We start from the raw sequence: 24,430 nt of genomic DNA on the forward strand, positions 1-24,430 counted from the left end.
TCTGCCGTCGACCCGCCCTCCTGGGGAGCGGGCCGCCGCCCGGTCCGCCATGTCGACCGGACCTTGACGCGCGTACGGACGCTGCTGGAACAGACTGAGTCGGCTCTCGTGTCACGGATCGCACCGCGACCCGCGAGGAGGAGGAGTGGGTGTGCCCAGCGGACATCTGGGGTGAGTCCTGGGCCCGAATCGTTCGAGACCCAGGTCGACGGGCGTCAGTCCGCGGTCACTGCGGCGCCTTCGCGGTGGGTCCCGTGCAGGGAACGGGTAGCCACGGCGGTCGTGAGCAGGCCGCACATGGTCAAGCCCGCGGCTACGAGGTAGATGGGCCTGGGACCAGCAGCGGAATCGGCGATCAGTCCGCCGAACAGGCCGGCGCAGGCAGCAGCGACCTGGTATCCGGACGCGTTGACGGCCATGGCCAGCGTGGGCGCTTCGGCGGCGGTCATCATCACGCGTGCTTGCATGCCGGGGATGATCGCGAAGCCGAGGAGGCCGATTGCCACGACCGCCACCGCGGTGAGTGTGGTTGAGGCGGCGACGAACCAGGTGCCCACAAGGGTTGCGGCCAGCAGCCCGAGGAGGGCTGGTTGGAAGAGCCACGGGTTGCGGTCGTAGAGCGTGCCGCCGACTAGGTTGCCGATCGTCGCGCCGATGCCGTAGGCGAGGAGCAGGACCGGCAGCCGGGTGGCGGGGTGGCCGCCCAGATCCGTAAGCAGCGGGGCGAGGTAGTTGAACACCATGAGAACACCGACGTTGCCGACCGCAGTGATGGCCAGCGCCACCAGCACCGGCCGCTGTCGCAACACCAGCAACTCCGAGACCGCCGAGGTCCGACCCGCGTCGCTCGGCGGTGCGAGCTGCAGGAACACAAGGCCCAGCCCCATCAGGCACGCAACGGCAATCGCGGCGAACGTCGCGCGCCAACCCCACTGGCTGCCGATCTGGGTGCCGATGGGCGCTCCAAGGATCATGGCCAGATTCATCCCGAAGGCCAGCCGGGCAACCATGGTCCCGGCTCGCTTGGGTGGCGCGGACTGCACTGCGACCACGATGGCTTGGGCGAAGAAGGTCGAGGTCACCAGCGCGGTGACCACCCGGGCGGTCAAGAGGAAGGAGAATTCGGGGGCGAGGGCGGAGACCGCGTTCCCTACGACCGCGACAGCCAGCAGTGCCAGCATCAGCCGCTTCCTGTCGATCCCGGCGGTCACCGCGGTGAGCACCGGGCCGCCGATGATCATGCCCACGGCGTAGGCAGTGATCAGCAGGCCTGCGGTGCCGACGGTGACCTCGAGGTCGGTGGCGACTTCGGGCATGATTCCGGCCACCACGATTCACCGGTGGTAATGCTGAAGACGCAGAACATGAGGATGGCAAGTCGGAGCATGCCTGGCACGCTAAACTCTCACGTCGGTGTGAGAGTCAAGCCCGAGTAGCGAACGGAGCGGCCAGATGAAAATCGGAGAGCTGGCGGACCGGACCGGAGTCAGCGTGCGAGCGTTGCGCTACTACGAGGAGAAGGGTGCCCTGAGGCCGGACCGAACCCCCAGCGGGTACCGGATCTTCAGCGACTCAGAAATCCGCAGGGTGGCGCACATCCAGACCCTCCTCGCCGCGGGCCTCGGCATGGACCTCATCGGCGAGATCCTGGCATGCCTGTCCGGCGAATCCCTGCTGCTAGACGACTGCCGCGAACGTCTCGAAGCAGAGCGCCGCCGGATCACCAACGACATCGACCAACTCGTCCACACGCGGTCGCTGCTGGACGACCTGCTCGCAACCACGCGCGCCCCGGCCCAACCCAACCCCGTGGAGTCATCCATCGCATAGTGACCATCCCGCCTGCACCCGGTAGTGGGTGCAGGCGCGGATGAGCGGCACGGGAAGGAGTTCCGGCGGGCTAGCTTGTAGGCCGCTGACCGTGAGATTCCGAGGATGTCAGCGGCCGTGGCGAGGTCGGTGGTCAGGCCCAGAGCTCGGACCTGGTCCGCGGTCCACACCGACCGCCTCCGCTCGGTGGCCGGCCCGGCGGTGGTGTCATGGGAACGACGTGTGGAAGGCATCGGTGGGTCCTTCGTCTTAAACGAAGGGTGCAACTCCTGATCAAGGACCTGATGACGGATGTTTCGATCACCGAGGTCGATACTGATCAAATGGCGAAGCATAGACCGGCGCGGCCGGTGGGAGACGGGATCGACGATCAGCTCTTGGCCCAGGGTAGTGGAGCAGGCGAGGGCGGTGGGTCTGCAACTCACCGGTGAGGGTGGGCTGTTGCAGCAGCTGACCAAGCGGGTCTGGAAGCCGCGCTGAACGGCGAAATCACCGATCACCTGGGCTGTGACAAAGGGCGACCCGGCCGGGCACAACGGCGAGAACTCCCGCAACGCCGCCGCCAGCCAGGAGGTGTACCAGCACCGGAGTCGGGTAGCCCGAGCGCTGCGTATGGCGGCAGAGGGAGTGGCCATGGGTAACGAGCGAGTTCCGCATCCGTTCACTGAGCAGACGGCGCGGGTGGGTGATGTCACGATCAACTACGTTCGCGGCGGTCAAGGCAACACCTTGGTGCTGCTACACGGGTATCCACAGACGTGGTACATGTGGCGCAAGGTGTTGCCGGAGCTCACGCAGTACTTCACGGTCATCGCCCCCGACCTTCGAGGAGCCGGCGGCAGCGACGCCCCGACAGGGGGCTACGACAAGAAGACCCTCGCCGGCGACGTGTACGGGCTGCTCGCCCAACTTGACCTTGACCGCGAGGTCAGCCTCGTCGGCCACGACGTCGGCACCATGGTCGCGTACGCGTACGCCGCCGTGCACCGCGACCAGGTGAGCAGGCTGGTACTCACGGAAGCACCCATCCCCGACCAGAGTCTGTACCAGGTGCCGGCCCTGACCCCGAAGGGACCCGGCGTCTGGAACTTCGGCTTCTTCAGCCTGGCCAACGGCCTGCCGGAACAGCTCGTGGCCGGTCGGGAAGCCCTCTGGGTGGACCGGTTCATCGATTCATTGCGGGTGCAGAAGAACGGCATCGGCGATGACGACATCCACGAGTACGCCCGCCACTTGCAGGACGGCGCCCACCTGCGAGCAAGCTTCGAGTACTTCCGGGCCTTCCCCCAAGACATCGCCGACAACGCCGAGTACGGCAAAACAAAACTGGCCATGCCGGTACTCGCCCTCGGCGCCCAAGCCAGCCTCGGGCCCGCAGTACTTAGCCAGGTCAAGCAGTACGCCACGACTGTAAGCGGCGGCGTCATCGAGGACTCCGGTCATTGGATCTTCGAGGAACGGCCTGCCGAACTCACCGCGAAGATCCTGCAATTCCTTCGACAGAAATGAGGCAGTCTGGCTGACTTCGATGAACAGCTTGTCGACGCCGGGCGTGGTCCTGCCGATGCCTGGCAACGGCACCAGCTGGTGGTTGCCGGCGCCGCCGTTACGGCAGGGAAGCTCATCGATAATCTTTGGTGGCCTTGACGATCTGCGGGCTGACCACGATGGCGTACCCGACGAGAAGCGCCGAGGTGAGCCCGAGCAGCAGGCCAGGTTCGGTGACCACCAGTGTCACCACGATGGCCAGCGTGATTCCGACCAGGCCAACGATGAACCGGCGCCGGGGCAGGCGACCGAGAGCGAAGCGGTGCAGACCCAACCCGCACAGCATCCACGTGACGATCGACCCGCCCAGCACGAGTCGCGCGTTGAACGGCATCTGACGCGACTGCCCGATCTCGTACACCGCTACACCCAGCGCCCATCCCAGGAAGAGCACGGCGGCGCCAGCGGGTGAGTGGAGATAGGCGTAGCCCTGACCGCTGCCCAACTGCGGCACGGCGAGCCTGCTGTTCACGTAGGTGGTGTAGATCCACCAGATGCTGGCTGGCAGGAGGAAGGCCGCAAAGGCGGCGGCCACCACGCGGGCGGGCGGGTGCGCGGTGGGTACCGCGTCACGCAGATTGGTCAGCGTGGCGCCGAGCAGAATGATGGTGAACTGCCCCAGCCGTTCAGGCAGGTGGGTGCGGTGTACGGGATGGCGGCGGAGCCAGCGGCGGCCGAGCCACGGGGTGAGCAGCTCGATGGCCAGTGCGGTGATCCACACTGCCGGCCGCGCAGCCGGGGAGATGGCCAGCGACCCAGCCCAGAGCAACCAGCCGGTACCAAATCCGGTGAGGTAGACGGCGACCAGATCCCAGGAGGACCGGTCGGCTGTAAGGACTCGCAGGTACATCAGGAGCAGACAGCCACGCACGATCAGGTACCCGACCGGCAACAACAGCCCGGATGGAGCTTCCGGCACACCGAGGGTAATGGCGCCCGCGCCGAGCGTCGCGGCCAGCACGAGCAGTCGGTGCAGAGTGTCGTCCGGGTCGTAGCGGGTGTCGTAGAAAGACTGGCCGATCCATGACCACTGGATGAGCAAGTAGAGCACGACGGCAACGACGAGCTCTGCTGCACTCGGCGATGCCCGGGTGTCCAACCGTGCGGTCACGCCCAACAGAGCCAGGACGAATACCAGGTCGAAGAAGAGCTCAAGCCAGGTGGCGTGCCGCTCTTCGTTCAGCTCCGGCCTGCCGGGGTAGCGTAGCCCCAGCAGACCGGCGGTACGGGACAGCCGGGTCAAGCCGCCGCCTCCGGCCAACCGCCCGCCCCCTCCCCACGCGGTCACTACTCCTGGCCGTCATCACCTGTCGGGTCGTATCACGTGCCAGGACCCACCCTGCTGCACCGGTTCCTGCCTCAGCTGAGCCACCCGGTTACGCAGCGTCTCGTGGTTGACGCCCAACTCCCGACCCACGTCCCAGATCCTGCGGTCGGAATCCAGCACCAGCGCTACGGCCTGACACCAGAACTCCTCGGGGGTACGTACGTGCTCTGTCGACCCACGCGGTTTCCTCCTGCTCGGCAGGGTGCCAAGTCGGGAGGGGGTCCGGTCTCGGGGGGTCAGGTGAGGCCGTGCTCGTACGCCGGAATAAAGCCGACGGAGCCAGGCCGCGGTGCCGCAGCCACCCGCGCCTCCGGCGCCCCCAGGGTTCGTCGTTCTCGCCGGCGTCAAGGCCAAGCCCCTGACGGGTGTCTCCGGCCAGCCTTGGCCCCGGCAGCGAGACAACGCGCGTCAGAAGCCGACCGGACCGGAGCAGAAAGCGGCAATACATTCAAGATCCACCCCTGACCGGCCCCGCTCATTCAGGGAGGACTCAAGTGCCGAGAAGTTGGCGACCAAGGATCTAGCGAAGCGGCCGGAAGCCGACGCGGAGCTCTTCTGACAAGAGTTGCGGCTGTTCCCAGGCCGCAAAGTGCCCGCCCCGGTCGAGCCTGTTGTAGTGGATGAGATTGGGATAGGCCCGTTCTGCCCAACTCCGCGGGGCCTGATAGAGCTCGTCAGGGAAGACGCTCACGGCGGCCGGGACCGTGACTCCCTTGGCGGCGAGGAAGGAGAACTTGTTCTCCGCGTAGAGACGCGCCGCCGAAACCCCCGTGTTCGTCAGCCAGAAGAGCGTGATGTTGTCGAGGATGTCGTCCCGCGTGAGGCCTCCAGGCTGCCCGGCGAAGGCCCCGCAGATCAGCTCCAGACTGGCTGCGTCATGGTCGAGCATGAAGCTCGCCAAAGCGATGGGCGAATCCGCGAGTCCGGTCAACGTCTCTGGGCGGGTGCCCATCATGAGAGCGTAGGCGCCGTGCTTCCAGAAAAAATCCATCTGCTCACAGGCGCGCTTTTCCTCGTCGGAGAGATTGGCGGGCAGTGAGCCGAGTGCCTGGTTCAGCCCGGTGATGTCGGACTGGATCAGCTTGTCAATATCGGGTGGAACCGTACCAGGCATGTTGGTGTGAATGCCGAGCAGTTCCGGAGGCGTCTGCAGCCCTATCAGATCCGTGACAAGCGCTCCCCAGTCACCGCCTTGCGCCACAAACCTCGTGTAGCGGAGGCGCTTCATCAACTCGATCCAGGCACGTGCGATGCGCTCCGGGCCCCAGCCGGGCGTGGTCGGCTTACCCGAAAAACCGTAGCCGGGCATCGACGGAATCACCAGGTGGAAGGCGTCCGACGCGTCCGCGCCGTGGGCTGTGGGATCGGTGAGCGGACCGACGATCTTCAACTGCTCGATCACCGAGCCGGGCCAGCCGTGCGTGACGATGAGCGGCAGCGCGTCTTCGTGTTTTGAGCGAACGTGGATGAAATGGATGTCAAGCCCGTCGATCTCGGTGATGAAATTCGGTAGGGCGTTCAGTCTCGCCTCGACCTTGCGCCAGTCGTACTCCTGCTCCCAATAGCGCGCGAGCGCCTGGCTCGTCTGGAGCGGCACGCCCTGCGACTGATCGTCAACGGTCTGTTTCTCGGGCCAGCGCGTTGCCCTGATGCGCGCACGCAGCGCGTCGATTTCCGCCTCGGGGATCTCTATGGTGAACGGCCGGACGCCTGCGACACGCGTTGGCGCTTCGGTCTTGACAGCCACCTGGTCTCCTCTCCTCGTAAGGGCCTTCGAGTACCACCTGGCAGGGCGTCTACACCTACCCGCGCGTTAGCTCGCGTTCTCCTTGCGAGGGGAAAGCTTCCAGTTCGGCCGGACGTAGTGGCACGTGTAACCGCCGGGATTTCGCTCCAGGTAGTCCTGGTGTTCCGGCTCGGCCTCCCAGAAGGGGCCAGCGGGGGTGATCTCGGTGACCACCCTGCCCGGCCACAGGCCGGAGGCGTCGACGTCAGCGATCGTCTCTTCGGCGACCTTTCGCTGCTGCTCGTCGCAATAGAAGATGGCCGACCGGTAGCTGGTTCCCACGTCGTTGCCCTGGCGATTCTTCGTTGTCGGGTCGTGGGCCTGGAAGAAGAACTCGAGAAGCTCTCGGTAGGCCAGTTTCGCGGGGTCGAAGACGACCTCGACCGCCTCGGCGTGGGATCCATGGTTCCGATACGTCGCGTTCGGCACGTCTCCGCCGGTGTATCCGACCCTGGTGTCGACTACGCCCGGGTGCTTCCGGATGAGGTCTTCCATGCCCCAGAAGCAGCCGCCGGCCAGAATCGCCTTCTCAGTCGTCTCGGTCATCGTCGCTCCCCGTCCGGGTGCTCGAAAATTCTGCGGTACTCGTCGTAGCCCTCGCGCTCAAGGTCGTCGCGTGGGATGAACCGAAGCGCCGCCGAGTTCATGCAGTAACGCAGTCCGCCAGTTTCCGGCGGACCGTCGTCGAAGACGTGGCCCACGTGGCTGTCCCCGTGCGCCGACCGGACCTCGGTGCCGAACATCGCGTGGCTCGACTCCCGGACCTCGACCACGTTCTCCGATTCGATCGGCCTGGTGAAGGTCGGCCAGCCGGTGCCGCTGTCGTACTTGTTGACGGAAGCGAACAGAGGTTCACCGGACACGACGTCGACGTAGATCCCCGGCTCCTCGTTGTCCCAGTAGGCGTTGTCGAAGGCTGGCTCCGTCCCCGCTTCCTGAGTAACTCGGTATTGCTCGGGTGACAGACGAGAAACTGCCTCGGGGCTTTTGCGGTACTCGTGTGACACCGTTGTTCCTCTCCATTAGGTCGGCAAGAACGGCCGGGTTCAACGGGCCTGCACACGCGGCTTCGGTGCGTACCCCGCATAGAGTCGACTAACCACGGGGCTGGTGAGCGGACCACGGTCAGGCTCTTGCAAGGCCCTATTAGGTCGCTGGACCTTCCGCACTTCAGGTGGCGGACGAGTACCGCAGATCAGTGGTCGGATCACAATCACAGGAAGCGCTCGGTCCCATCCCGGCTGATGCTTGACACGGCGGGTTCCAGGGTGTGCGCAGGAACTCGGCGATCTTCTCGGATGGTGTCATGAAGCCGAGGGTCTTGCAGGGGCGGTGTTGAGCCCTGGGCGAAGCGGACAAGGTCCAAGTCACGCACCGTGATGCCACGAAGGAGTCGTCGCCATACCTGAGTGTGAGGCACCCGCCATACCTGGCATCCCGCCCAAGTGCGGGCACGGCGCTCGCCGGATGGACCACATGCCGCTGTCTGCGGTTGGTCAGCCCTGTCACGTTCGCGCGTGGCTCATCGCCCACTCGAGCGCGTAGTCGGCCACCTGCTCCCATCCAGGCTCGACGCCGGTGACTCGGACCAGCACTGTCCCGTCGCTACCGCGGTAGTGGTACCCGGTGCCCAGGATCGGCGCGTTCTTCAGCAGCCCCTGGATGTACGCCGACCGTCGATCTGCGTCGCCGGCGGACGGAAGACCTCGATCACGATGCCTCGGTCGATGCCAACTACTTGTGGGACTGTAATTCGTCGCCGACCGCGAGGGCGCGCAGCGGGACGGGCTTGACCGGCGCCTGAGCGGTGAACGCGCCGACCTGTTCCGGCCCCCGGCCGGTCAGCGTGGAGATGAGCTGGCAGAGGCCCGGCTGGCAGGACCGCCCCTGGCACAGGCCCATCCCGGCGCGGGTCACCAGCTTCACGGCGTTCGCGGTGCCGAGGTGCGGATTGGCCCGCAGCGCGCGGCGCACGTCGCCGGCCCGCACCTCCTCGCACCGGCAGAGCACGGTGTCGTCGGTGACCAGGCTGCCCAGGGCCGCCCGGTCCGGCGCGAACCGGTCGAGCACCTGCGTGACGAAGCGTCGCCGGCGGCGCAGTTCCCGGCGGATCGGGCGGGCCAGCGTGACGGCCCGGTGCTCGTCAAGCAGCCCCAGGTCGCGCAGCACGCCGAGGGCGGCGAGCCGGCCCTCGACCTCCGCCTGCTCGGCACCCGCGACGCCGGTCAGCTCGCCGGCCACCGCGATCTGAGGCACCGAGGTCCGCAGCCACTCGTCGTGCCGAACCACCCAGCCGCCTGCGGGGGAATCCCAGGTCACCGCGCAACCGGCCTGCCGGGCCAGCTCGACGGAGGGGACGAAGCCGTACCCCAGCGCCAGCACGTCGCAGGGAACGTCCCGGTCGGTCCCGGGCACCGGCAGCCCCGTGGGGCCGACCTCGGCGAGGGTCACCGTGGTCAGGTCCGGGTCGCCGGCGGCGCGGCGGACCACCGTGCCGAACCGGACGGGCACGCCCGCCCGGTGTAGGACGCGCAGCGCGTCGACACCCTCGGCGATCTTGCCTCCCGCACCCGCCACGGCGGCCAGCCCGGCCGGTCCGGGAAGGAGGTCGCGGCGGCGCTGGATCAGCGCGACCTCGACCACCCGGGCGCCGGCCCGAACCAGTTGGGCGGCCACGACCAGCAGCAGCGGGTGGCCCCCGGCGAGGACGAACCGGCCGCCCGGCAGCAGGCCCTGTGCCTTGACGAACGTCTGCACACCACCCGCCGTGAGCACTCCCGGCAGGGTCCAGCCCGGAAACGGCACCGGCAGGTCGTACGCGCCGGCGGTGATCAGCACCGCCCGGGGTTCGAGCAGGCGAACCCCGGCCGGACCGTGCGTGGCGACCCGGTAGCGGCCCGGCGGGGGCTGGTCGCCGGCGTACCCGTCGAGGCCGGCCCGGGTGCCGAGGACGCCCCACACCGTGGTGTCGGCGAGCCACCGGACGCCGGGAGCGGCGGTGGCCTCGGCCAGGAGCGCCCGACCGGCGGAGGACGATCCGGGCGGCGGGGTGAACCCGGCCGGCGGTTGGCGGTAGATCTGCCCGCCCGGCTGCTCCTGCTCGTCGACGACGGTGACGGCGGCGCCGTGCCGGCCGAGGGTGGCGGCGGCGGCCAGCCCGGCTGGGCCGGCGCCGACCACCACCACGTCGGGCGCGCTCACCGGGGCACCGCCGTGCGGACCCGCATGCCGGCCCGCACCCGGATCAGGCAGGAACGCTGGCAGGGCACGTCGTTCACCGTCACGACGCACTCGAAGCAGATCCCCATGTTGCAGTAGGGCGCCCGGCGGGCACCGCCGCGCGTGGTGCCGACGGACCGCTCACCGGCGGCGAGCAACGCGGTGGCCAGCGACTCGCCCGGGTGGGCGGGAACGGTCCGCCCGTCCACCTCGATGGTGACCGGCTCGGGTCGGCCCATCGGGGTGCGCCTCGGCGTGCCCGGAGGGTTCGACGGGCGGTGTTCAGACAAAGTTCAGCGCTCCGAAGCGGGAGGGTGAGTAGTCCTCGATCGACCGGTCGGTCTCGCCGGTCACGACCATGCCGGCGAGGAGCCGGGCGTAGGTGAGGCCGAGGGTGAAGGCCGAGCCGCCGGTGGCGACGAACAGTCCGGGCCGGCGCGGGACCGCGCCGAGCAACGGCAGGTGGTCCGGGGTGAGCGTGGTCATGCCCGTCCACGTCCGGATCACCGGCAGGTCGAACACCGCCGGGACCACCCGAGCGGCGTCGGCGTTGCCGACCAGCGACTCGTACCGCAACTCCGGGTTGGTCTCCAGGTCGACCTGTCCGGCCCGGCTGACCAGCTTGGCCGGCCATCCGCCACCGATCAGCACGTTGCCGTCCTCGGTCTGCTTCATCGACAGTCGCCGGCCGACGTGCTGGATCAGGTGCGGCAGGAACGGCCGGCTGCGGGCGGTGGCGCTCATCGTCAACCCGACCGGGAAGACCGGCAGCCGGACGTCGGCCATCGAGGCCAGCTCGGCGGTCCAGACCCCGCCGGCGAGCACCACCGTGTCGGCCAGGTGGGTCTCCCCGGCGGTGTCCCCGGGCCCGGGCCCGGTGCGCAGTTCCCAGTGCCGGCCGCGCCGGTGCAGCCCGGTGACCCGGCAGCCGGTACGCAGCACGGCGCCGTACCGGCCGGCGGCCCGGGCCAGCGCCGGGGTGACCAGCCGGGGGTTGGCCTTGCCCTCGCCGGGCACGTGACCGGCGGCGAGCACGGTGTCCGCCAGGTACGGCGCGAACCGGCGCAGCTCCGGGCCGGAGAGCACGGCGACGTCGAGGCCGTACTCGCGTTCCAGGGCGGCCTTGCGGTCCAGCACGGCGATCTGCGCCGGGGTCTCGGCGAGCATCAGCCCGCCGGTGCGGGACACCCCGCACCGCTCGCCGAGCTCGTCCTCGACGGTGGCCCAGGCCCGCATGGCGTCCAGGTGCAGCGGGAGCGCGCGGGCCGCCGCGCGGGCCGCGTCGTCGCCGTGCTCGACCATCCGGAACTCCAGCTGGAAGTGCAGGCTGCCGGCGTTCTGCCCGGAGGCGTGCCGGTTGACCTGGTCCTTCTCGACGAGCAGGACCCGGTTGCCGGCGCGGGCCAGGTGCCAGGCGGTCGCGCAGCCGAGCAGACCGCCGCCGATGACCGCCGTGTCGTACGAAGTCATGGGAGCAGGTCGAGCTGGGTCATGGTGGCCCGGACGCGGTCCTGTTCGGCGGGGGTCAGCGGGAGCAGCGGCGCGCGGACGTGACCGGCCGGTACGCCGCGCAGGGTGAGCGCGTACTTCATGATCGCCTGGGCGTTGCCGAACCGGGCGCCGTAGTCCGGCCCGAACCAGTCTTCCATGATCACCCGGTCGCGGGCGCCGAGGAGCCGGGCCCGGTCGAGGTCCCCGGCGCGCAGGGCGCGGAAGAAGTCGGGGTGGTCGGCGCCGAGCACGGCGCCGGCACCCATCAGCCCGTCGCCACCGATCGTGGTCATCAGCTCGATGCCGACCTCGTTGGTGGGGATGCCGAAGTAGCGCACGCGGTGGCGCAGGGCGACGAGGCTGCGGACGAATCCGCCGAAGTCCGGGGTGGAGTTCTTGACCGCCACCACGGTGTCCAGCCCGCTCAGCTCCGACAGCAGGTCGGCGTCCAGGTCGACGCCGGTGCCACGGGGCCAGTTGTAGACGCAGAGCGGCAGGTCGACCGCCTCGGAGACGGTCCGGTAGAAGGCCACGATCTCCGACCGGGTGGGCACCACGTACGGCGGTGGGGTGAGCAGGATGCCGTGCAGGCCGGCGTCCCGGGCGGCCTCGGCGTGCCGGATCGCCTCCGCTGGCGTGTACGCGTTGCAGCCGCCGAGCACCGTGAGGCGGTCGCCGACCCGTTCGGCGGCCGTCCGGAACAGCGCGGCGCGTTCCTGTTCGGTGAGGCTAAACCACTCGCCCGTGGTGCCCCCGACGATGATCCCGTGCAGCCGCTCGGCGGCGAGCCAGTCCAGTTGGACGCGCCAGGCGGCGAGGTCCAGCTCGCCGGTGGCGGTGAACGGGGTGGTGACGGCCGGCAGGTAGCCGAACCAGTCGACGCTGTCGCGGTCCACTGCGGGGTCCTTTCGACGGGCGGCGTCGTACCGCCCGCGTGCGCGACGCGGGCCGGGTGACGTGCCGGGTGGGTCAGGGGGTGGGCGGGGTGACCGCGATGATGAGCCGGGCCCGCTGGTCGCTGGCGTTGCGGTAGAGGTGGGGCAGCCGGGAGTCGAAGGTGATCGCCTCGCCGGTGCTGAGCACGTACTTCTCGCCACCGATCTCGGCGACGACCTCGCCGGTGACGGCGATCGCGCACTCGGTCGAGGGGTGCGCCCACGGCTCGTTGGAGCTGGAGTCGCCGGGTGCCAGTTCGGCTTCGAGCACTTCCAGGTCGCCCCGCCCTGGGGTGAGCCGGTCGTAGGCGATCTGCCCGGGGGGAGCGGCGAGTCGGGTCCGCGAGCCGGGCCGGCTGATGTGCACCAGCGGCGCGTCCGGCTCGGAGAACAGCGCCGCGATGGAGGTGTCGAAGACCTTGGCGAGCTTACGCAGGGTGGCCAGGCTGGGGTCTGTGGCGCCGTTCTCGATCTGGCTGAGTAGGGCGGGCGAGACGTCGGCCGCGGCCGCGAGCTGGCGCAGCGTGAGGGAGTGCTGCTGGCGCAGGTCGCGGAGCTGGTCACCGAGCATGCGTCTTTCCTCGTTCCAAACAGTGTGGCTAGAAATGTTTGACGCAACTATACGCCTCTGTCTAGCATGGTCAAACACAAGGCGAACGTGTTTGGCGTAACTAGACAAGCGACGTCGGGGCACGAACCAGACAGGAGTCCCGTCCGGATACATCCAACCTCATGACGGTCTACGGGCGAAGCCCCGCGAGCCGCCATCGGTTGACACCGGCCCCCGACCTCGGCGTCACCGGCGACGTCGGCGCGACAACCCCCAGAGCCCGTCCCGCGCGGGCCGGCCCATACGAAGGTAGGAACAGCATGTCGGTGTCCCCTCGCCGGCTCCGCGTCGGAGCAATCGCTCTGGCGGCGCTGGTCATAGCCTCCAGCACCGCGTGCACCGCGGGCGGCAGCGGAGGAAACGGTAACGGTGGTTCGGCCAAGACCCTCACCGTCAACACCTCGTTCGTCCTCAAGACGCTCGACCCCGGCCGGATCTACGAGGCGACCGGCCTCACCGCCGTGCACTCCCTCTACGACACCCTGCTGACCTTCAAGGGCTCGGACGTCAGCAAGCCCGTCCCGGCGCTGGCCGAGTCGTACGAGGCCTCCGCCGACGCGAAGACCTTCACCTTCAAGCTCCGCGAGGGGGTGAAGTTCTCCGACGGCAGCCCGCTGACCGCCGACGACGTGGTCTTCTCCCTCAACCGGCTGAAGAACGTCAAGGCCAGCCCGGCGGTCATGGTCAGCGGCCTCACGGTCGCCAAGACCGACGAGCGGACCGTGGTGGTCACCTCGGCGACCGCCGACCCGAACATCCCCGTGGTCCTCGCGATGCCCTCGACCGGCGTGGTCAACTCCAAGGTCGCCAAGGAGAACGGCGCAACGGACGCCGCGGACGCCGCGAAGACCGACACCGCCCAGCAGTACCTCGACAAGAACTCCATCGGCAGCGGCCCGTACGTGCTGAAGTCGTACGACCCGTCGGCGCAGGTGGTGCTGGAGGCCAACCCCAACTACTGGGGCACCAAGCCAGCGTTCGGCCGGGTCGTGCTGCGCAACATGGACGTGCAGACCCAGAAGCTGACCATGCAGCGGGCCGGCGGCTCCGAGATCGCGCTGGACATCTCCGGCAAGCTGCTGGAGGGTCTGCCGGACACGCTGAAGACCTCCGCCATGCAGGACACCGTCTACTTCCTCTTCCTCAACGCCGACCCGGCCGTTTCCGGGGTCACCTCGAACGCGAAGTTCAACCAGGCGCTGCGGGCCTCCATCGACTACCAGGGCATCGCCGGGCTGTACGGCAAGGGCGCCGCCCCCGGCGCCGGGCTGGTGGCCCCGGCCTACCCGGGCGCGCTGCCCGCCGGCGAGGAGTCGAAGCGTGACGTGGCGAAGGCCAAGGCGTTGCTCGCCGAGGCGGGGCTGACCAACCCCACCGTCAAGTTCAACTACCCGGCCATCACGTACAAGGGCGTCGACCTGGGCACGGTGGCGACCAAGGTGCAGGGCGACGCCGCCGAGGCCGGCATCAAGCTGGAGCTGACCCCGCAGCCGCTCACCACGTTCCTCGACGAGATGCGTACGGGCAAGATGGCGCTCGGGTTCACCCCGCAGAGCCTCAACTACCCGGTCGCCGACTCGCTGATCAACAACATGTCCCCCGGCCAGGCCACCGCACTGCGCTCGGGCTGGACGGTGGAGCGGGCCGACCCGGCCGTCGTGGCCGCCGGCAAGAAGGTCACCGAGACCCTCGACCTGGCCGCCCGGGCCACCGCCATGCAGGAGTGGCAGCGGGCGATGAACGCCGCCTCGCCGTACGTCGTCCTGGCCAACAACTCCTCCACCGTCGTGGCGAGCAGCGACCTGACCGGCACCGACTACACCGCCGCGGGCTGGCAGGTCGACCTGGCCGCCGTCGGCCGGGAGTAACCATCTCATGACGACGACAGTCGACGACGCCAAGCCGGGCGCGGTCACCACGACCGCGTCCCGGCCTCGGCCGCACCGGTCGCTGCTGGTGTTCCTGGCCAAGCGGGTGGCGATCACGGCAGGCCTGCTGCTGGGCGTCACGATCGTGACGTTCGGCCTGGTCACCGTGGTGCCCGGCGACCCGGTCACGGCCAACCTCTCCGACCAGGCGCTCAACGACCCCGCGACGGTGGCCGCGTTCCGCGAGAAGTGGGGCCTGGACCAGCCGCTGTACGTGCAGTACTTCCAGTACCTGGGCAACCTGCTGACGGGCGACCTCGGCATCTCCCAGCAGACCGGCCGTACCGTGGCCGACGACCTGTTGCAGTACGTGCCGGCGACCATGGAACTGGCCATCCCCACCATGGTGCTGGCGCTGCTGATCGGCACCGGGATCGGCATGCTCGCCGCGGTCCGCAACGGCCGGATCACCGACCAGCTGATCCGCGTCGGCGCGCTGCTCGGCCTGTCCACCCCGCCGTTCTGGCTGTCGCTCGTCGTGCTCTACGTGTTCTTCTACCAGCTCGGCCTGGCACCCAGCGGCGGCCGGCTCTCCACCGACTTCAGCCCGCCGCCGACGGTGACCGGGATGTACACCGTCGACGCCGCCCTCGCCGGTCAGTGGGACGTCGCCTGGGACGCCGCCCAGCACCTGGTCCTGCCGGTGCTCGTGCTGACCAGCCTGACCGTGGCGATGCTGGTCCGGTTCGTCCGCTCGTCCATGCTGGAGGTGCTCCAGCAGGACTACATCCGGGCCGCGTACGCCAAGGGCCTGCCCGCCCGGGTGGTGTTCCGCCGGCACCTGTTGCGGGCCGGGCTGGTCCCGGTGATCACCGTCTCCGGTCTGGCCTTCGCCTCGCTGCTCTCCGGCACGGTGCTGGTGGAGAACATCTTCGGCTGGCCGGGCCTCGGCCAGTACGCGTACCGCAGCGCGACGGCGCTGGACCTGCCCGCGATCCTCGGCGTCAGCCTGTTCGTGGCGCTGGTCTACACGCTGGTCAACCTCGCCGTCGACCTGCTGTACGGGCTCATCGACCCGAGGATCCGGCTGTCATGACCACACTCGCACCCGACCCCGTAGCGCCCGACCCGAAGGCGACCGACGCGCTGGCCCGGCGCCGGTTCCTGGGCCGGCTGCGCGGTCGCTCGACCGGGCGGCCGATCTGGCGGCAGCCGATCGCCGTGGCGGCCCTGGTCATCCTCGGCGGGTGGCTGCTGATGGCGCTGTTCGCCCCGGTCGTCGCGCCGTACGACCCGTTGGCACAGAGCCCGGACGCATACGCCCCGCCGTCGGGCACGCACTGGTTCGGCACCGACTCCCTCGGCCGGGACGTGTTCAGCCGGGTGATCCACGGCTCCCGCCTGTCGATCCCGCTCGCGCTCGCCATCGTCTCGCTCGCCCTGCTGATCGGCGGTCTGCTCGGCCTGGTCGCCGGCTACGTGGGACGGTTCGTCGACGAGGCGCTGATGCGCCTGACGGACCTGGTCTTCGCGTTCCCGCAGATCATCCTGGCGATGGCGGTGACCGCCGCGTTCGGACCCAGTACCCGCAACGCCGTCCTCGCGCTGGTCATCGTCTCCTGGCCCGTCTACGCCCGGGTCATCCGCAGCGCCGTGCTGACCATGCGCGGCGAGGACTACCTCAGCGCCGCCCGGCTGCTCGGCATCGGGCCGGTCCGCGCGCTACGCCGCGACGTCCTGCCCAACAGCGTGGGGCCGGCGATCGTGCTGGCCACCCTGGAGCTCGGCAACGCCGTGCTGCTGCTGTCCGCGCTGTCCTTCCTCGGCCTCGGCCCCCGCCCGCCGGCGGCCGAGTGGGGCTCGATGGTGGCGCTCGGCTCGCAGGACCTCTCCATGTGGTGGGTCAGTGTGTTCCCCGGCCTGGCCATCCTCACCGTGGTGATGGCCTTCAACGTGCTCGGCGACGCGCTGCGCGACCGGATCGACCCCCGCTACGCGAAGGGACGTTGAGAATGCGACCGTTGCTCGAAGTCGACTCCCTGGCCGTCACCCTGCCCGGCCCCACGGGGCCGCTGCCGATCCTGCACGACGTGTCGTTCACCGTCGGTGAGGGCGAGATGGTCGGCATCGCGGGGGAAAGCGGGTGCGGCAAGAGCCTCACCGCGCAGACCCTGCTCGGGCTGCTGCCCGCCGGTGCCAAGGTCACCGGGTCGGCCCGGTTCGACGGGACCGAACTGCTCAGCCTGGACAGCAGGCGCTGGCAGAAGGTGCGCGGCGCCGGCATCGCGATGGTCTTCCAGGACCCCACCGCGGCGCTGCACCCGATGCTCACGGTGGGCCGGCAACTGACCGAACACATGCAGGTCCACCTGGGCCTGGACCGGCGGGCGGCGGACCGGCGGGCGGTGGAACTGCTCGACCAGGTCCGCATCCCCGACCCGCAGCGGGCGGTGCGGGCGTACCCGCACCAGTTCTCCGGCGGCATGCGGCAGCGTGCGGCCATCGCGATCGCCCTCGCCGCCCGCCCCCGGCTGCTCATCGCCGACGAGCCGACCACCGCGCTCGACGTGACGGTGCAGGCCGGCATCCTCGCGCTGCTGGACCAGTTGCGCGCCGAGACCGGGCTGGCCGTCGCCTTCATCACCCACGACCTCGGGGTGCTCAGCGCGCTCACCACCCGCGGGTACGTCTTCTACGCCGGGCGGGTGGTGGAGACCGGCCCCACCGGAGCGCTGCTCACCGCGCCGCGCCACCCGTACACGGCCGCGCTGCTCGGCGCCCGCCCGCACGGCACCCAGGCCGTCGGCACGCTGCGTCCCATCCCGGGCGGGCCGCCGACGCCGGGGCAGGCGCCGCCCGGATGTCCGTTCCAACCCCGGTGCGGGTACGCCGAGCCGTCCTGCGGCACCGCGCCTCCCCCGCTGTCCCCCGCCGGCACCGACCGGTCGGTGGCCTGCGTGGTCCGTCCGCACCTGGAGGTGGCGGCATGAACGAGCCGGTCGGGTCGGGCAACCTGCTCGAGATCAGCGACGTCGAGGTGGAGTACAAGCCGCGCGGCCGGGGGCCGGTCCGGGCCGTGGCCGGGGTGAGCCTGGAGGTGGCGCCCGGCCAGATCGTCGGCCTGGTCGGCGAGTCCGGCTGCGGCAAGTCGTCGCTGGCCCGGGTGGCGGTCGGGCTGGCCGCGCCGAGCGCCGGGACGATCCGGTTCGCCGGCCGCCCGATCACCCCGCTCGGCTGGCGGCGCCGACCGGTGCCGGAGGTCGGGCTCCAGATGGTCTTCCAGAATCCGTACGCGTCGCTGAACCCCCGGCGCACCATCGGCGCCCAACTCCTCGACGGGGTGCCGGACACGGTGACCGGCGCCGCCCGCCGGGCGAGGGTCGCCGACCTGCTGGACCGGGTCGGCATGCCGGCCGGGGCCGCAGAGCGGTACCCGCACCAGTTCTCCGGCGGCCAGCGGCAGCGGCTCGCTATCGCCCGGGCGCTGGCGCCGGAACCCCGGATGATCATCGCGGACGAGCCGGTCACCGCGCTGGACGCGTCGTCGCAGGCGCAGGTGGTCAACCTGCTCGTCGGGCTGGTCCGGGACCTGGACATGGGCATGCTGTTCATCTCGCACGACCTGTCCCTGGTGCACGAGATCGCCGACGTCACGGCGGTGATGTACCTGGGCCGGATCGTCGAGACCGCGCCCACCCGTCAGTTGTGGTCCTCGCCCCGGCACCCGTACAGCCGGGCGTTGATCGACGCGGTGCCGCAGATCGCACTCTCCCCGCAGCTGCCCAGGACGCTCGCCGGGGAGGTGCCCGACCCGGCACACGCGCCGGTCGGGTGCCGCTTCCGGCCGCGTTGCCCGCACGCCTTCGGGCCGTGCGGCGAGCAGCCGCCCACGCTCGACCTCGGCGGCCGCAGCGCCGCCTGCTGGCTCAACGACCCCACGGTGGCGCAGACCACCGTGCCCGCCGCGTAGAGGACACCGCATGCACATCCCCACCGAACAGGTCCTGGTCAACCTCGCGCTCTACGACGGTGTCCGGGATGACGTCCAGCGCGACAGCGGCATCTGGATCGGCGCCGACGGCACGATCCGCGCGGTCGGGCCGGTCGACGACGTCCTCACCGAGGCGGGCGACGCCCGGGTGGTCGACCTGCACGGCGACCACGTCATGCCCGGCCTGACCAACATGCACGTCCACCTCTCGCTCGGCCTGCCCGGGCACTTCGGCGACGAGGTGCACCGGTCGAACCTCGCCGAGCTGGTGCTGCTGATGGCCGACTCGGCCCGCCGGACCCTGCACTCCGGCGTCACCACCGCCCGGCTCGTCGGCGAGAGCCGGTACGCCGACTTCGCCCTGCACAAGGGGATCGAACGCGGCGCGGTGGACGGCCCGCGGATCTTCACCGCCGGGCACGCCCTCTGCTGCACCGGGGGGCACGGCTGGGAGGCCGACGCGCTGGAGGCCGACGGGGCCGACGGGTTCCGCCGGCTCACCCGGCAGCAGATCCGGGCCGGCGCCGACCTGATCAAGGTGTGCATCTCCGGTGGGATCGCCGGCGAGTTCGAGTCGATCGACACCCCCCAACTGCTCGACGACGAGCTGGGGGCGGTGATCCGGGTGGCGCACGACTGGGGCCGCAAGGTCACCGCGCACGCCGGGCCCGCCGAGTCGGTGCGCCGTGCCGTGGAACTCGGGCTGGACTGCGTCGAGCACGGCTACGAGCTGACCGACGAGGTGACCCGGCTGATGGCCGAGCGGGGCGTCTGGTACGTCCCGACCATCGTGGTCAGCCGCTGCGAGCAGTTCTTCCGCGACGCCGGCGTGCCGGGCTGGCTGATGGACCGCGCCCTGGGCGCCGGGCCCCGGCACTGGGAGAGCCTCCAGCACGCCATCCGCAACGGGGTGCCGATCGCGCTGGGCAGCGACATGCCGCCGCACGCCGGCTACGACGAGACGACCGCGACCGTGCGTGAGCTGGAGTTCATGGTGGACGCCGGGATGCCCGTCGCCGACGCCCTGAAGTCCGCCACCATCCGCCCCGCGCAGTGGCTGGGCCAGGCCGACACGCTCGGCAGCGTCGAGGTGGGCAAGCACGCCGACCTGCTGGTCCTGCGCGACGACCCCACCCGCTCGGTGTCCGCGCTGCGCACCCTGCACACGGTGCTCAAGGGCGGTGTCGGCTACCGGGACGACCACGGCCGCCTCGGAGTCGGCCGGTGACGAGCATCGTCGAGGTCGCCGACCGGTACCTCGACGCGCTGGCCAGGCTGGACCCGGAGGCCGCCGAGGCGGCGGGTCGTGCCCCCGGATCGCGCTTCGCGGACCTCTCCCCCGACGGCTTCACCGCCCGCGCGGAGCTGGCCCGTGGCACCGCCACGGCGGCGGCCGGCGCCGGCGTCGACGGCACCGCGCAGCGGGCCCTCGCCGGCGCGCTGCGCGACCGGCTGGCCAGCGAGGTCGATCTCTACGACGCGGGCTTCACCACCCGGCTGCTCGCCCCGCTGGCGACGCCGGTACACCTGGTCCGGCAGGTCTTCGACAACCTGCCCCGCAACACCGCGCAGGACTGGGCCGTCGTCGCCGCGCACCTGCGCCGGGTGCCCACGGCCCTCGGCCAGTACGCCGAGACGCTGCGCTGGTCGGCCCGGCGGGGGCACCTGGTCGCCCGCCGGCAGGTGCTGGCGGTCGCCGACCAGTGCACCGCCTGGGTCACCTCCGACGACTTCTACGGCCGGCTGGTGGCCGGGTGTCCGGACGGGCCGCTGGCCGGGGAGCTGGCCGCCGGCGCCCGCTCGGCCGCCGCCGCGACGGCGGACTTCGCCGCGTTCCTGCGTACCGAGCTGGCGCCACGGGCCACCGACGTCGACGGCGTCGGCCGCGACCTGTACGCCGTCACCGCGCGCAGCTTCCTCGGCGCGACCGTCGACCTGGACGAGCTGTACGCGTACGGCTGGGAGGAGCTGGCCCGGACCGCCGCCGAGCAGCGCGCGGTCGCCGCCGAGCTCGGGTACCCGGACGTGGCGGGCGCACGGGCCGGGCTGGACGCTGACCCCGCCGGCCGGGTGCCGGTCGGGCCCGAGCTGGAGGAGTGGTTGCGGGGGCGCACCGAGCGGCTCACCGACGCCCTGGACGGCCCGCACTTCGACATCCCGGCCGCCACCCGCCGGGTGGTGTGCCGGATCAGCCCCGCCGCCTCCGGGGTCATGTACTACACCCCGCCCGACGCCGGGTTGACGCGCCCGGGCGGGATCTGGTGGTCGACGCCCCCCGGCGAGTCGACGGTGCCGGTGTGGCGGCACGTCGGGACGCTGTGCCACGAGGGGCTGCCCGGGCACCACCTCCAGCACGCGATCACCCTCACCACCGTCGACCTGCACCCGTGGCAGCGGTCGCTGTGCCAGGTACACGGGTACGCCGAGGGCTGGGCGCACTACGCCGAACGCCTCGCCGACGAGCTCGGCCTCTACGCCGGTCCCGCCGAACGGCTCGGGATGCTCGACGGGCAGATGTGGCGCGCCGCCCGGGTGGTCATCGACCTCGGCCTGCACCTGGACGTGCCGATCCCGGCCGGGACCGGCTTCACCGACGCGCGCCGGTGGACCCCCGAGCTGGCCGTGGACTTCCTGGTCCGCGTCGCCGGGCTGGACCCGGCGACCGCGCGGTTCGAGGTCGACCGGTACCTCGGCTGGCCGGCACAGGCGTTGGCCTTCAAGGCCGGGGCGCGGCTCTGGCAGCAGGCCCGCCGGGAGGTCGAACGGCGCGAGGGCGCCGGGTTCGACCGCAAGCGGTTCCACCAGCGGGCCCTGCGGCTCGGGCCGATGGGGCTCGATCCGCTGCGCGCCCGCCTCGCCGAGCTCTCCTGATCCACCCCCCGACACCCCCGTCCGCCCCGACCGGAAGCGAGCCCCGATGACCGTTGACGATCTCACCGCCGCCATCACCGACATGTACCGGTCGTTGGGCGACCGGGCGGCGTTCGACGCCCGGCTGCACCCCGAACTGACGATCTGGGAGTCCGGCGCACCCGACCTGCTGGACGGCCTGGCCGCCCTGGACGACCTGCGGGACCGCCGGGCGGCGGACCGGGGACCTGCCGCGCCCCCGACCTCGGTCGCCCCCGAACAGTTCCGGGCCGAGGCGTGGGAGGACACGGGCCTGGTCCGCTACGTCCTGCGGGCCCGGTACGCGACCGGGCAGCCGGACGACTGTTTCCGGGTGACGGACGTGCTGCGCCGCGACGAGCGGGGCTGGCGGATCGTGCACCACCACGCTGAGGCCCTCCGATGAGCGCCGAGGAACCGGTCACCGACCTGTACGACCTGCGGGTCGTGGTGGAACGGATCGAGGGCCGCTCCGTCTGCGGCCTCCAGCCGGGCGACCACATCGACCTGACCGAGTCGAGCCGGCTCACCATCCCCGCCGGCCGGCACTTCTGCCTCTACGCCCTCGCGGCGTGCCTGCCGCTGCTGCCGGCCAAGCAACGTCCGTTGCCGCCGGAGGACTGGCTGGCCCAGGACTGCCACGTGGCCTGCCCGGATCCGGACGAGCGGGTCATCCTGCGGATCGAGCGGACCGCCCGGCGACAGATCCCGACTGGAGAACTCACGTGAGCACCGACGAAGGACGCCGGCTGGTCGGCATCGGACTCCAGTCCGACAAGAGCGCCGACGAGTACGCCGCGCTGGCCGAGCTCGCCGAGGGGCACGGCTTCGACGTGCTGTCGGTCTTCGGTGACCTGATGTACCAGCCGCCGTTCTTCCCGCTGCTGGTGGCCGCGCGGCACACCCGACGGATCCGGCTCGGGTCGGCCTGCCTCAACCCGTTCACCATGCACCCGGTGGAGATCGCCGGGCAGGTCGCGGCGCTGGACCTGGCGTCGAACGGGCGGGCCTACCTCGGGCTGGCCCGGGGGACCTGGCTGGATCAGATCGCGGTGCCGCAGGCCCGGCCGCTGCGGCGGATCACCGAAACCGTCGACGTGGTCCGGCTGCTGTTGTCCCGCGACGACGGGGGCTTCCAGGGCCGGGAGTTCACCGTGGCGCCCGGTACCGCCCTGCGCTACGCCCCGGTCCGCGCCGACGTGCCCGTCCTGGTGGGGACGTGGGGTCAGCAGACCGCCCGGACGGCCGCCGCGTTCGCCTCGGAGATCAAGGTTGGCGGTTCGGCCAACCCGGCGATGGCCAAGACGATGCGGGCCTGGCTGGACGACGCCGCGCCCGCCGGTCGGGCCGGTGACCAGGTCGGCGTGGTGCTCGGCGCCGTGACCGTGGTGGACGAGGACGGCGCGCTGGCCCGTCGGGTGGCCCGTACGGAGGTGGCCATGTACCTCGCCGTGGTCGCCGCCCTCGACCCGAACGTCGACATCGATCCGGAGCTGCTGTCGCGGATCCAGCAGCACGTCGCCCGCCAGGAACACGACCTCGCCGGCGCGCTGATCAGCGGGGACCTGCTCGACCTGTTCGCCTTCTCCGGCACCCCGGAACACGTCGCGGCGCAGGCTGCGGCGGTGTTCGATGCCGGGGCCACCCGGGTGGAGTTCGGCACCCCGCACGGTCTGACCCCGGCGGGCGGTGTCGACCTGCTCGGCCGCCGGGTGCTGCCGCTGCTGCGGGGGTGACGCCGTGGCGGGGGTGGGCATCGACCGGCCCGCCCCCGCGAGGCAGAGCTGCTGCCCGAGGACGAGGTGGTGCATTGCCTCGTCGACACCGGCACCGATTCGCGGGATCGGGTGGTGTGTCGAGACGAGGTGGTGACGGTGGTGCAGGGCGGCCCGCGCCGGGTCCGGTGGACCCAAGCTGGACGCTGAGCTGCGCGCTCAGATCGGCCTCCGCGCGCACCGCGTGCGACCGTCCAATCCGAGTCATCCAATCCCCAGGCCGGTCGGTTGCCTGACGCAGATGGGGACGCGAGCCCCGACGCTCAGGGTCTGGGGACTACCTGGACGATGCTGCCGCCGCTCGCCGTGCCGCCGTCGACCACGGAGGTGACCAGGTTGTAGTGACCCACCCGGAACCACGGGGTCAGTTTTCAGGCGGAGCCGACAGCCGCAGATGTATGCGGTTGGGGGCGCGTCGGTCGCGCCGAGGCAGTGGGCGTCGGGCACCAACCTGATCTCCCACCCAGGACTCCCGGCCTCTGTGGGGCAACGGCCTCTGCTGTGGCACGGTCAACGGTGGACCGTCGTTCCGCGGGCCTCCAAGCGGGTCAGGACATCGGGGTCGTCGAGGTGTGCCAGCGAGACGTCGAGGGTGTGTAGCGCAGGCAGCGACTCCAGCGCCGCCGCTCCCGTGCATTTCCCGGTCAGTACCAGTTCCGACAGGGCCGGGTGGCCGGAAAGCGGGGTCAGCTCCAACGGCCCTCGACGGTAGCCGTGGCCGTCCAGGTCGAGGGACCGCAGGCTGGACAGTGCGTGAATGCCCTCCAGCGACGTCACGTTGTAGTCGTCGGACTCGCCGCCGGTGTCGATGTCCAGGGTCTGCTCGATCAGCATGTAGATGTCGCTGCCGCCGTCGAACTGCAAGTGGGTGATCGCTGCAGCCTCGGCCGACGGCACCGCGACGGCATGTAACAGCTCTAGTGACGCCTCCAGGCGCGGGCCTGGACCTGGGTAGCCGTCCTCCGGGCCATCGGGGCCGGTCGACTCGATGAGCGCCTTGAGGTCGTCGGCAGCGATCGCGTCGTCCAGCAGGGCGTCCAGGACGCCCAGGTGCAGGCCGAGATCGGCGAAGATGAGGGTCATGATCCCGACCGTATCTTGTTACCGGCTTGGCTTAGGAGATCGGGGAGCCCTGCCACGGTCGTTCAGGTCACTTCGTGC

The 24,430-nt window shown here is 70.7% G+C and carries 24 protein-coding genes and 1 pseudogene; 13 read left to right on the forward strand and 12 right to left on the reverse strand.

Annotated features, from left to right (window positions below):
* Positions 1–215 precede the first annotated feature (215 nt).
* On the reverse strand, positions 216–1,328 hold the full coding sequence (locus ABT006_RS25305) for an MFS transporter (protein WP_350710249.1): 1,113 nt from the start codon (positions 1,326–1,328) through the stop codon (positions 216–218).
* 124 nt (positions 1,329–1,452) lie between these two features.
* On the opposite strand from ABT006_RS25305, the gene ABT006_RS25310 reads away from it, so the two are divergent.
* From ABT006_RS25310 to ABT006_RS25320, 3 genes and pseudogenes are all read left to right on the forward strand, one after another.
* Positions 1,453–1,830: a MerR family transcriptional regulator gene (locus tag ABT006_RS25310; RefSeq protein WP_350710251.1), complete on the forward strand. Its 378-nt coding sequence runs from the start codon at positions 1,453–1,455 to the stop codon at positions 1,828–1,830.
* 284 nt (positions 1,831–2,114) lie between these two features.
* A pseudogene (locus ABT006_RS35165) lies at positions 2,115–2,406 on the forward strand (IS256 family transposase); the annotation flags it as partial.
* 57 nt (positions 2,407–2,463) lie between these two features.
* Positions 2,464–3,339, forward strand: coding sequence for an alpha/beta fold hydrolase (locus ABT006_RS25320; protein WP_350710253.1), 876 nt, complete (start codon positions 2,464–2,466; stop codon positions 3,337–3,339).
* Between the two features lie 112 nt (positions 3,340–3,451).
* On the opposite strand, the gene ABT006_RS25325 is transcribed toward ABT006_RS25320, so the two are convergent.
* The 10 genes from ABT006_RS25325 to ABT006_RS25370 form a co-directional block, all read right to left on the reverse strand.
* Positions 3,452–4,621 carry a low temperature requirement protein A gene (locus ABT006_RS25325; protein WP_350710255.1) on the reverse strand — a complete coding sequence of 390 codons (1,170 nt, stop codon included), beginning with the start codon at positions 4,619–4,621 and terminating at the stop codon, positions 3,452–3,454.
* 60 nt (positions 4,622–4,681) lie between these two features.
* Positions 4,682–5,107 carry a transposase gene (locus tag ABT006_RS25330; protein ID WP_350710256.1) on the reverse strand — a complete coding sequence of 142 codons (426 nt, stop codon included), beginning with the start codon at positions 5,105–5,107 and terminating at the stop codon, positions 4,682–4,684.
* 118 nt (positions 5,108–5,225) lie between these two features.
* Entirely contained in the window at positions 5,226–6,452 is a 1,227-nt protein-coding gene (locus ABT006_RS25335; protein WP_350710258.1) for an epoxide hydrolase family protein, read from the reverse strand.
* Between the two features lie 66 nt (positions 6,453–6,518).
* Positions 6,519–7,037, reverse strand: a complete 519-nt coding sequence (msrA, locus tag ABT006_RS25340) for a peptide-methionine (S)-S-oxide reductase MsrA (RefSeq protein ID WP_350710260.1) — start codon at positions 7,035–7,037, stop codon at positions 6,519–6,521.
* Positions 7,034–7,498: a peptide-methionine (R)-S-oxide reductase MsrB gene (gene msrB, locus ABT006_RS25345; protein ID WP_350710261.1), complete on the reverse strand. Its 465-nt coding sequence runs from the start codon at positions 7,496–7,498 to the stop codon at positions 7,034–7,036. The genes msrA and msrB overlap by 4 nt, the downstream gene beginning before the upstream one ends.
* Positions 7,499–8,225: 727 nt before the next feature.
* Entirely contained in the window at positions 8,226–9,692 is a 1,467-nt protein-coding gene (locus tag ABT006_RS25350; RefSeq protein WP_350710263.1) for an FAD/NAD(P)-dependent oxidoreductase, read from the reverse strand.
* A complete protein-coding gene (locus tag ABT006_RS25355) occupies positions 9,689–9,949 on the reverse strand; it encodes a (2Fe-2S)-binding protein (RefSeq protein ID WP_350710265.1) in 261 nt (86 codons plus the stop codon). The genes ABT006_RS25350 and ABT006_RS25355 overlap by 4 nt, the downstream gene beginning before the upstream one ends.
* Before the next feature lie 43 nt (positions 9,950–9,992).
* Positions 9,993–11,180 (reverse strand): NAD(P)/FAD-dependent oxidoreductase, encoded by a 1,188-nt coding sequence (locus ABT006_RS25360; RefSeq protein WP_350710267.1) that lies wholly within the window; start codon positions 11,178–11,180, stop codon positions 9,993–9,995.
* Complete coding sequence (locus ABT006_RS25365) at positions 11,177–12,097, reverse strand: dihydrodipicolinate synthase family protein (RefSeq protein WP_350710268.1); 921 nt, start codon at positions 12,095–12,097, stop codon at positions 11,177–11,179. Before ABT006_RS25365 ends, ABT006_RS25360 begins: the two co-directional genes overlap by 4 nt.
* Before the next feature lie 73 nt (positions 12,098–12,170).
* Positions 12,171–12,707, reverse strand: a complete 537-nt coding sequence (locus ABT006_RS25370; RefSeq protein ID WP_350710270.1) for a helix-turn-helix domain-containing protein — start codon at positions 12,705–12,707, stop codon at positions 12,171–12,173.
* Positions 12,708–13,006: 299 nt separating this feature from the next.
* Between ABT006_RS25370 and ABT006_RS25375 the strand changes: the two genes are divergently transcribed.
* Genes ABT006_RS25375 through ABT006_RS25420 form a run of 10 tightly spaced genes read left to right on the forward strand, consistent with a single transcriptional unit; the run spans position 13,007 to position 23,230 of the window.
* Positions 13,007–14,614 carry an ABC transporter substrate-binding protein gene (locus ABT006_RS25375; RefSeq protein ID WP_350710272.1) on the forward strand — a complete coding sequence of 536 codons (1,608 nt, stop codon included), beginning with the start codon at positions 13,007–13,009 and terminating at the stop codon, positions 14,612–14,614.
* Positions 14,615–14,621: 7 nt separating this feature from the next.
* Entirely contained in the window at positions 14,622–15,710 is a 1,089-nt protein-coding gene (locus tag ABT006_RS25380) for an ABC transporter permease (protein ID WP_350710273.1), read from the forward strand.
* Positions 15,707–16,624, forward strand: coding sequence for an ABC transporter permease (locus ABT006_RS25385; protein ID WP_350710275.1), 918 nt, complete (start codon positions 15,707–15,709; stop codon positions 16,622–16,624). Before ABT006_RS25380 ends, ABT006_RS25385 begins: the two co-directional genes overlap by 4 nt.
* A 2-nt stretch (positions 16,625–16,626) precedes the next feature.
* A complete protein-coding gene (locus tag ABT006_RS25390; RefSeq protein WP_350710277.1) occupies positions 16,627–17,604 on the forward strand; it encodes an ABC transporter ATP-binding protein in 978 nt (325 codons plus the stop codon).
* Positions 17,601–18,584, forward strand: a complete 984-nt coding sequence (locus ABT006_RS25395) for an ABC transporter ATP-binding protein (RefSeq protein WP_350710278.1) — start codon at positions 17,601–17,603, stop codon at positions 18,582–18,584. Before ABT006_RS25390 ends, ABT006_RS25395 begins: the two co-directional genes overlap by 4 nt.
* 10 nt (positions 18,585–18,594) lie before the next feature.
* A complete protein-coding gene (locus tag ABT006_RS25400) occupies positions 18,595–19,833 on the forward strand; it encodes an amidohydrolase family protein (RefSeq protein ID WP_350710279.1) in 1,239 nt (412 codons plus the stop codon).
* Complete coding sequence (locus ABT006_RS25405; RefSeq protein ID WP_350710281.1) at positions 19,830–21,476, forward strand: DUF885 domain-containing protein; 1,647 nt, start codon at positions 19,830–19,832, stop codon at positions 21,474–21,476. Before ABT006_RS25400 ends, ABT006_RS25405 begins: the two co-directional genes overlap by 4 nt.
* 46 nt (positions 21,477–21,522) lie before the next feature.
* A complete protein-coding gene (locus ABT006_RS25410; RefSeq protein ID WP_350710283.1) occupies positions 21,523–21,900 on the forward strand; it encodes a nuclear transport factor 2 family protein in 378 nt (125 codons plus the stop codon).
* Positions 21,897–22,223 carry a TIGR04076 family protein gene (locus ABT006_RS25415; protein WP_350710284.1) on the forward strand — a complete coding sequence of 109 codons (327 nt, stop codon included), beginning with the start codon at positions 21,897–21,899 and terminating at the stop codon, positions 22,221–22,223. The genes ABT006_RS25410 and ABT006_RS25415 overlap by 4 nt, the downstream gene beginning before the upstream one ends.
* Entirely contained in the window at positions 22,220–23,230 is a 1,011-nt protein-coding gene (locus tag ABT006_RS25420) for an LLM class flavin-dependent oxidoreductase (RefSeq protein WP_350710286.1), read from the forward strand. The genes ABT006_RS25415 and ABT006_RS25420 overlap by 4 nt, the downstream gene beginning before the upstream one ends.
* Before the next feature lie 549 nt (positions 23,231–23,779).
* Here the strand turns inward: ABT006_RS25420 and ABT006_RS25425 are convergent.
* On the reverse strand, positions 23,780–24,352 hold the full coding sequence (locus ABT006_RS25425; RefSeq protein ID WP_350710288.1) for a DUF6892 domain-containing protein: 573 nt from the start codon (positions 24,350–24,352) through the stop codon (positions 23,780–23,782).
* Positions 24,353–24,430 lie beyond the last annotated feature (78 nt).

The organism is Micromonospora sp. NPDC002717 (assembly GCF_040295705.1).
In the GTDB taxonomy this organism is placed as follows: domain Bacteria; phylum Actinomycetota; class Actinomycetes; order Mycobacteriales; family Micromonosporaceae; genus Micromonospora.

Coding starts and splice junctions, on each gene's coding strand:
- ABT006_RS25310 (WP_350710251.1), top strand. CDS start 1,453: ATGAAAATCGGAGAGCTGGCGGACCGGACCGGAGTCAGCGTGCGAGCG.
- ABT006_RS25320 (WP_350710253.1), top strand. CDS start 2,464: ATGGGTAACGAGCGAGTTCCGCATCCGTTCACTGAGCAGACGGCGCGG.
- msrA (WP_350710260.1), bottom strand. CDS start 7,037: ATGACCGAGACGACTGAGAAGGCGATTCTGGCCGGCGGCTGCTTCTGG.
- ABT006_RS25355 (WP_350710265.1), bottom strand. CDS start 9,949: ATGGGCCGACCCGAGCCGGTCACCATCGAGGTGGACGGGCGGACCGTT.
- ABT006_RS25360 (WP_350710267.1), bottom strand. CDS start 11,180: ATGACTTCGTACGACACGGCGGTCATCGGCGGCGGTCTGCTCGGCTGC.
- ABT006_RS25370 (WP_350710270.1), bottom strand. CDS start 12,707: ATGCTCGGTGACCAGCTCCGCGACCTGCGCCAGCAGCACTCCCTCACG.
- ABT006_RS25375 (WP_350710272.1), top strand. CDS start 13,007: ATGTCGGTGTCCCCTCGCCGGCTCCGCGTCGGAGCAATCGCTCTGGCG.
- ABT006_RS25380 (WP_350710273.1), top strand. CDS start 14,622: ATGACGACGACAGTCGACGACGCCAAGCCGGGCGCGGTCACCACGACC.
- ABT006_RS25385 (WP_350710275.1), top strand. CDS start 15,707: ATGACCACACTCGCACCCGACCCCGTAGCGCCCGACCCGAAGGCGACC.
- ABT006_RS25390 (WP_350710277.1), top strand. CDS start 16,627: ATGCGACCGTTGCTCGAAGTCGACTCCCTGGCCGTCACCCTGCCCGGC.
- ABT006_RS25395 (WP_350710278.1), top strand. CDS start 17,601: ATGAACGAGCCGGTCGGGTCGGGCAACCTGCTCGAGATCAGCGACGTC.
- ABT006_RS25400 (WP_350710279.1), top strand. CDS start 18,595: ATGCACATCCCCACCGAACAGGTCCTGGTCAACCTCGCGCTCTACGAC.
- ABT006_RS25410 (WP_350710283.1), top strand. CDS start 21,523: ATGACCGTTGACGATCTCACCGCCGCCATCACCGACATGTACCGGTCG.
- ABT006_RS25415 (WP_350710284.1), top strand. CDS start 21,897: ATGAGCGCCGAGGAACCGGTCACCGACCTGTACGACCTGCGGGTCGTG.
- ABT006_RS25425 (WP_350710288.1), bottom strand. CDS start 24,352: ATGACCCTCATCTTCGCCGATCTCGGCCTGCACCTGGGCGTCCTGGAC.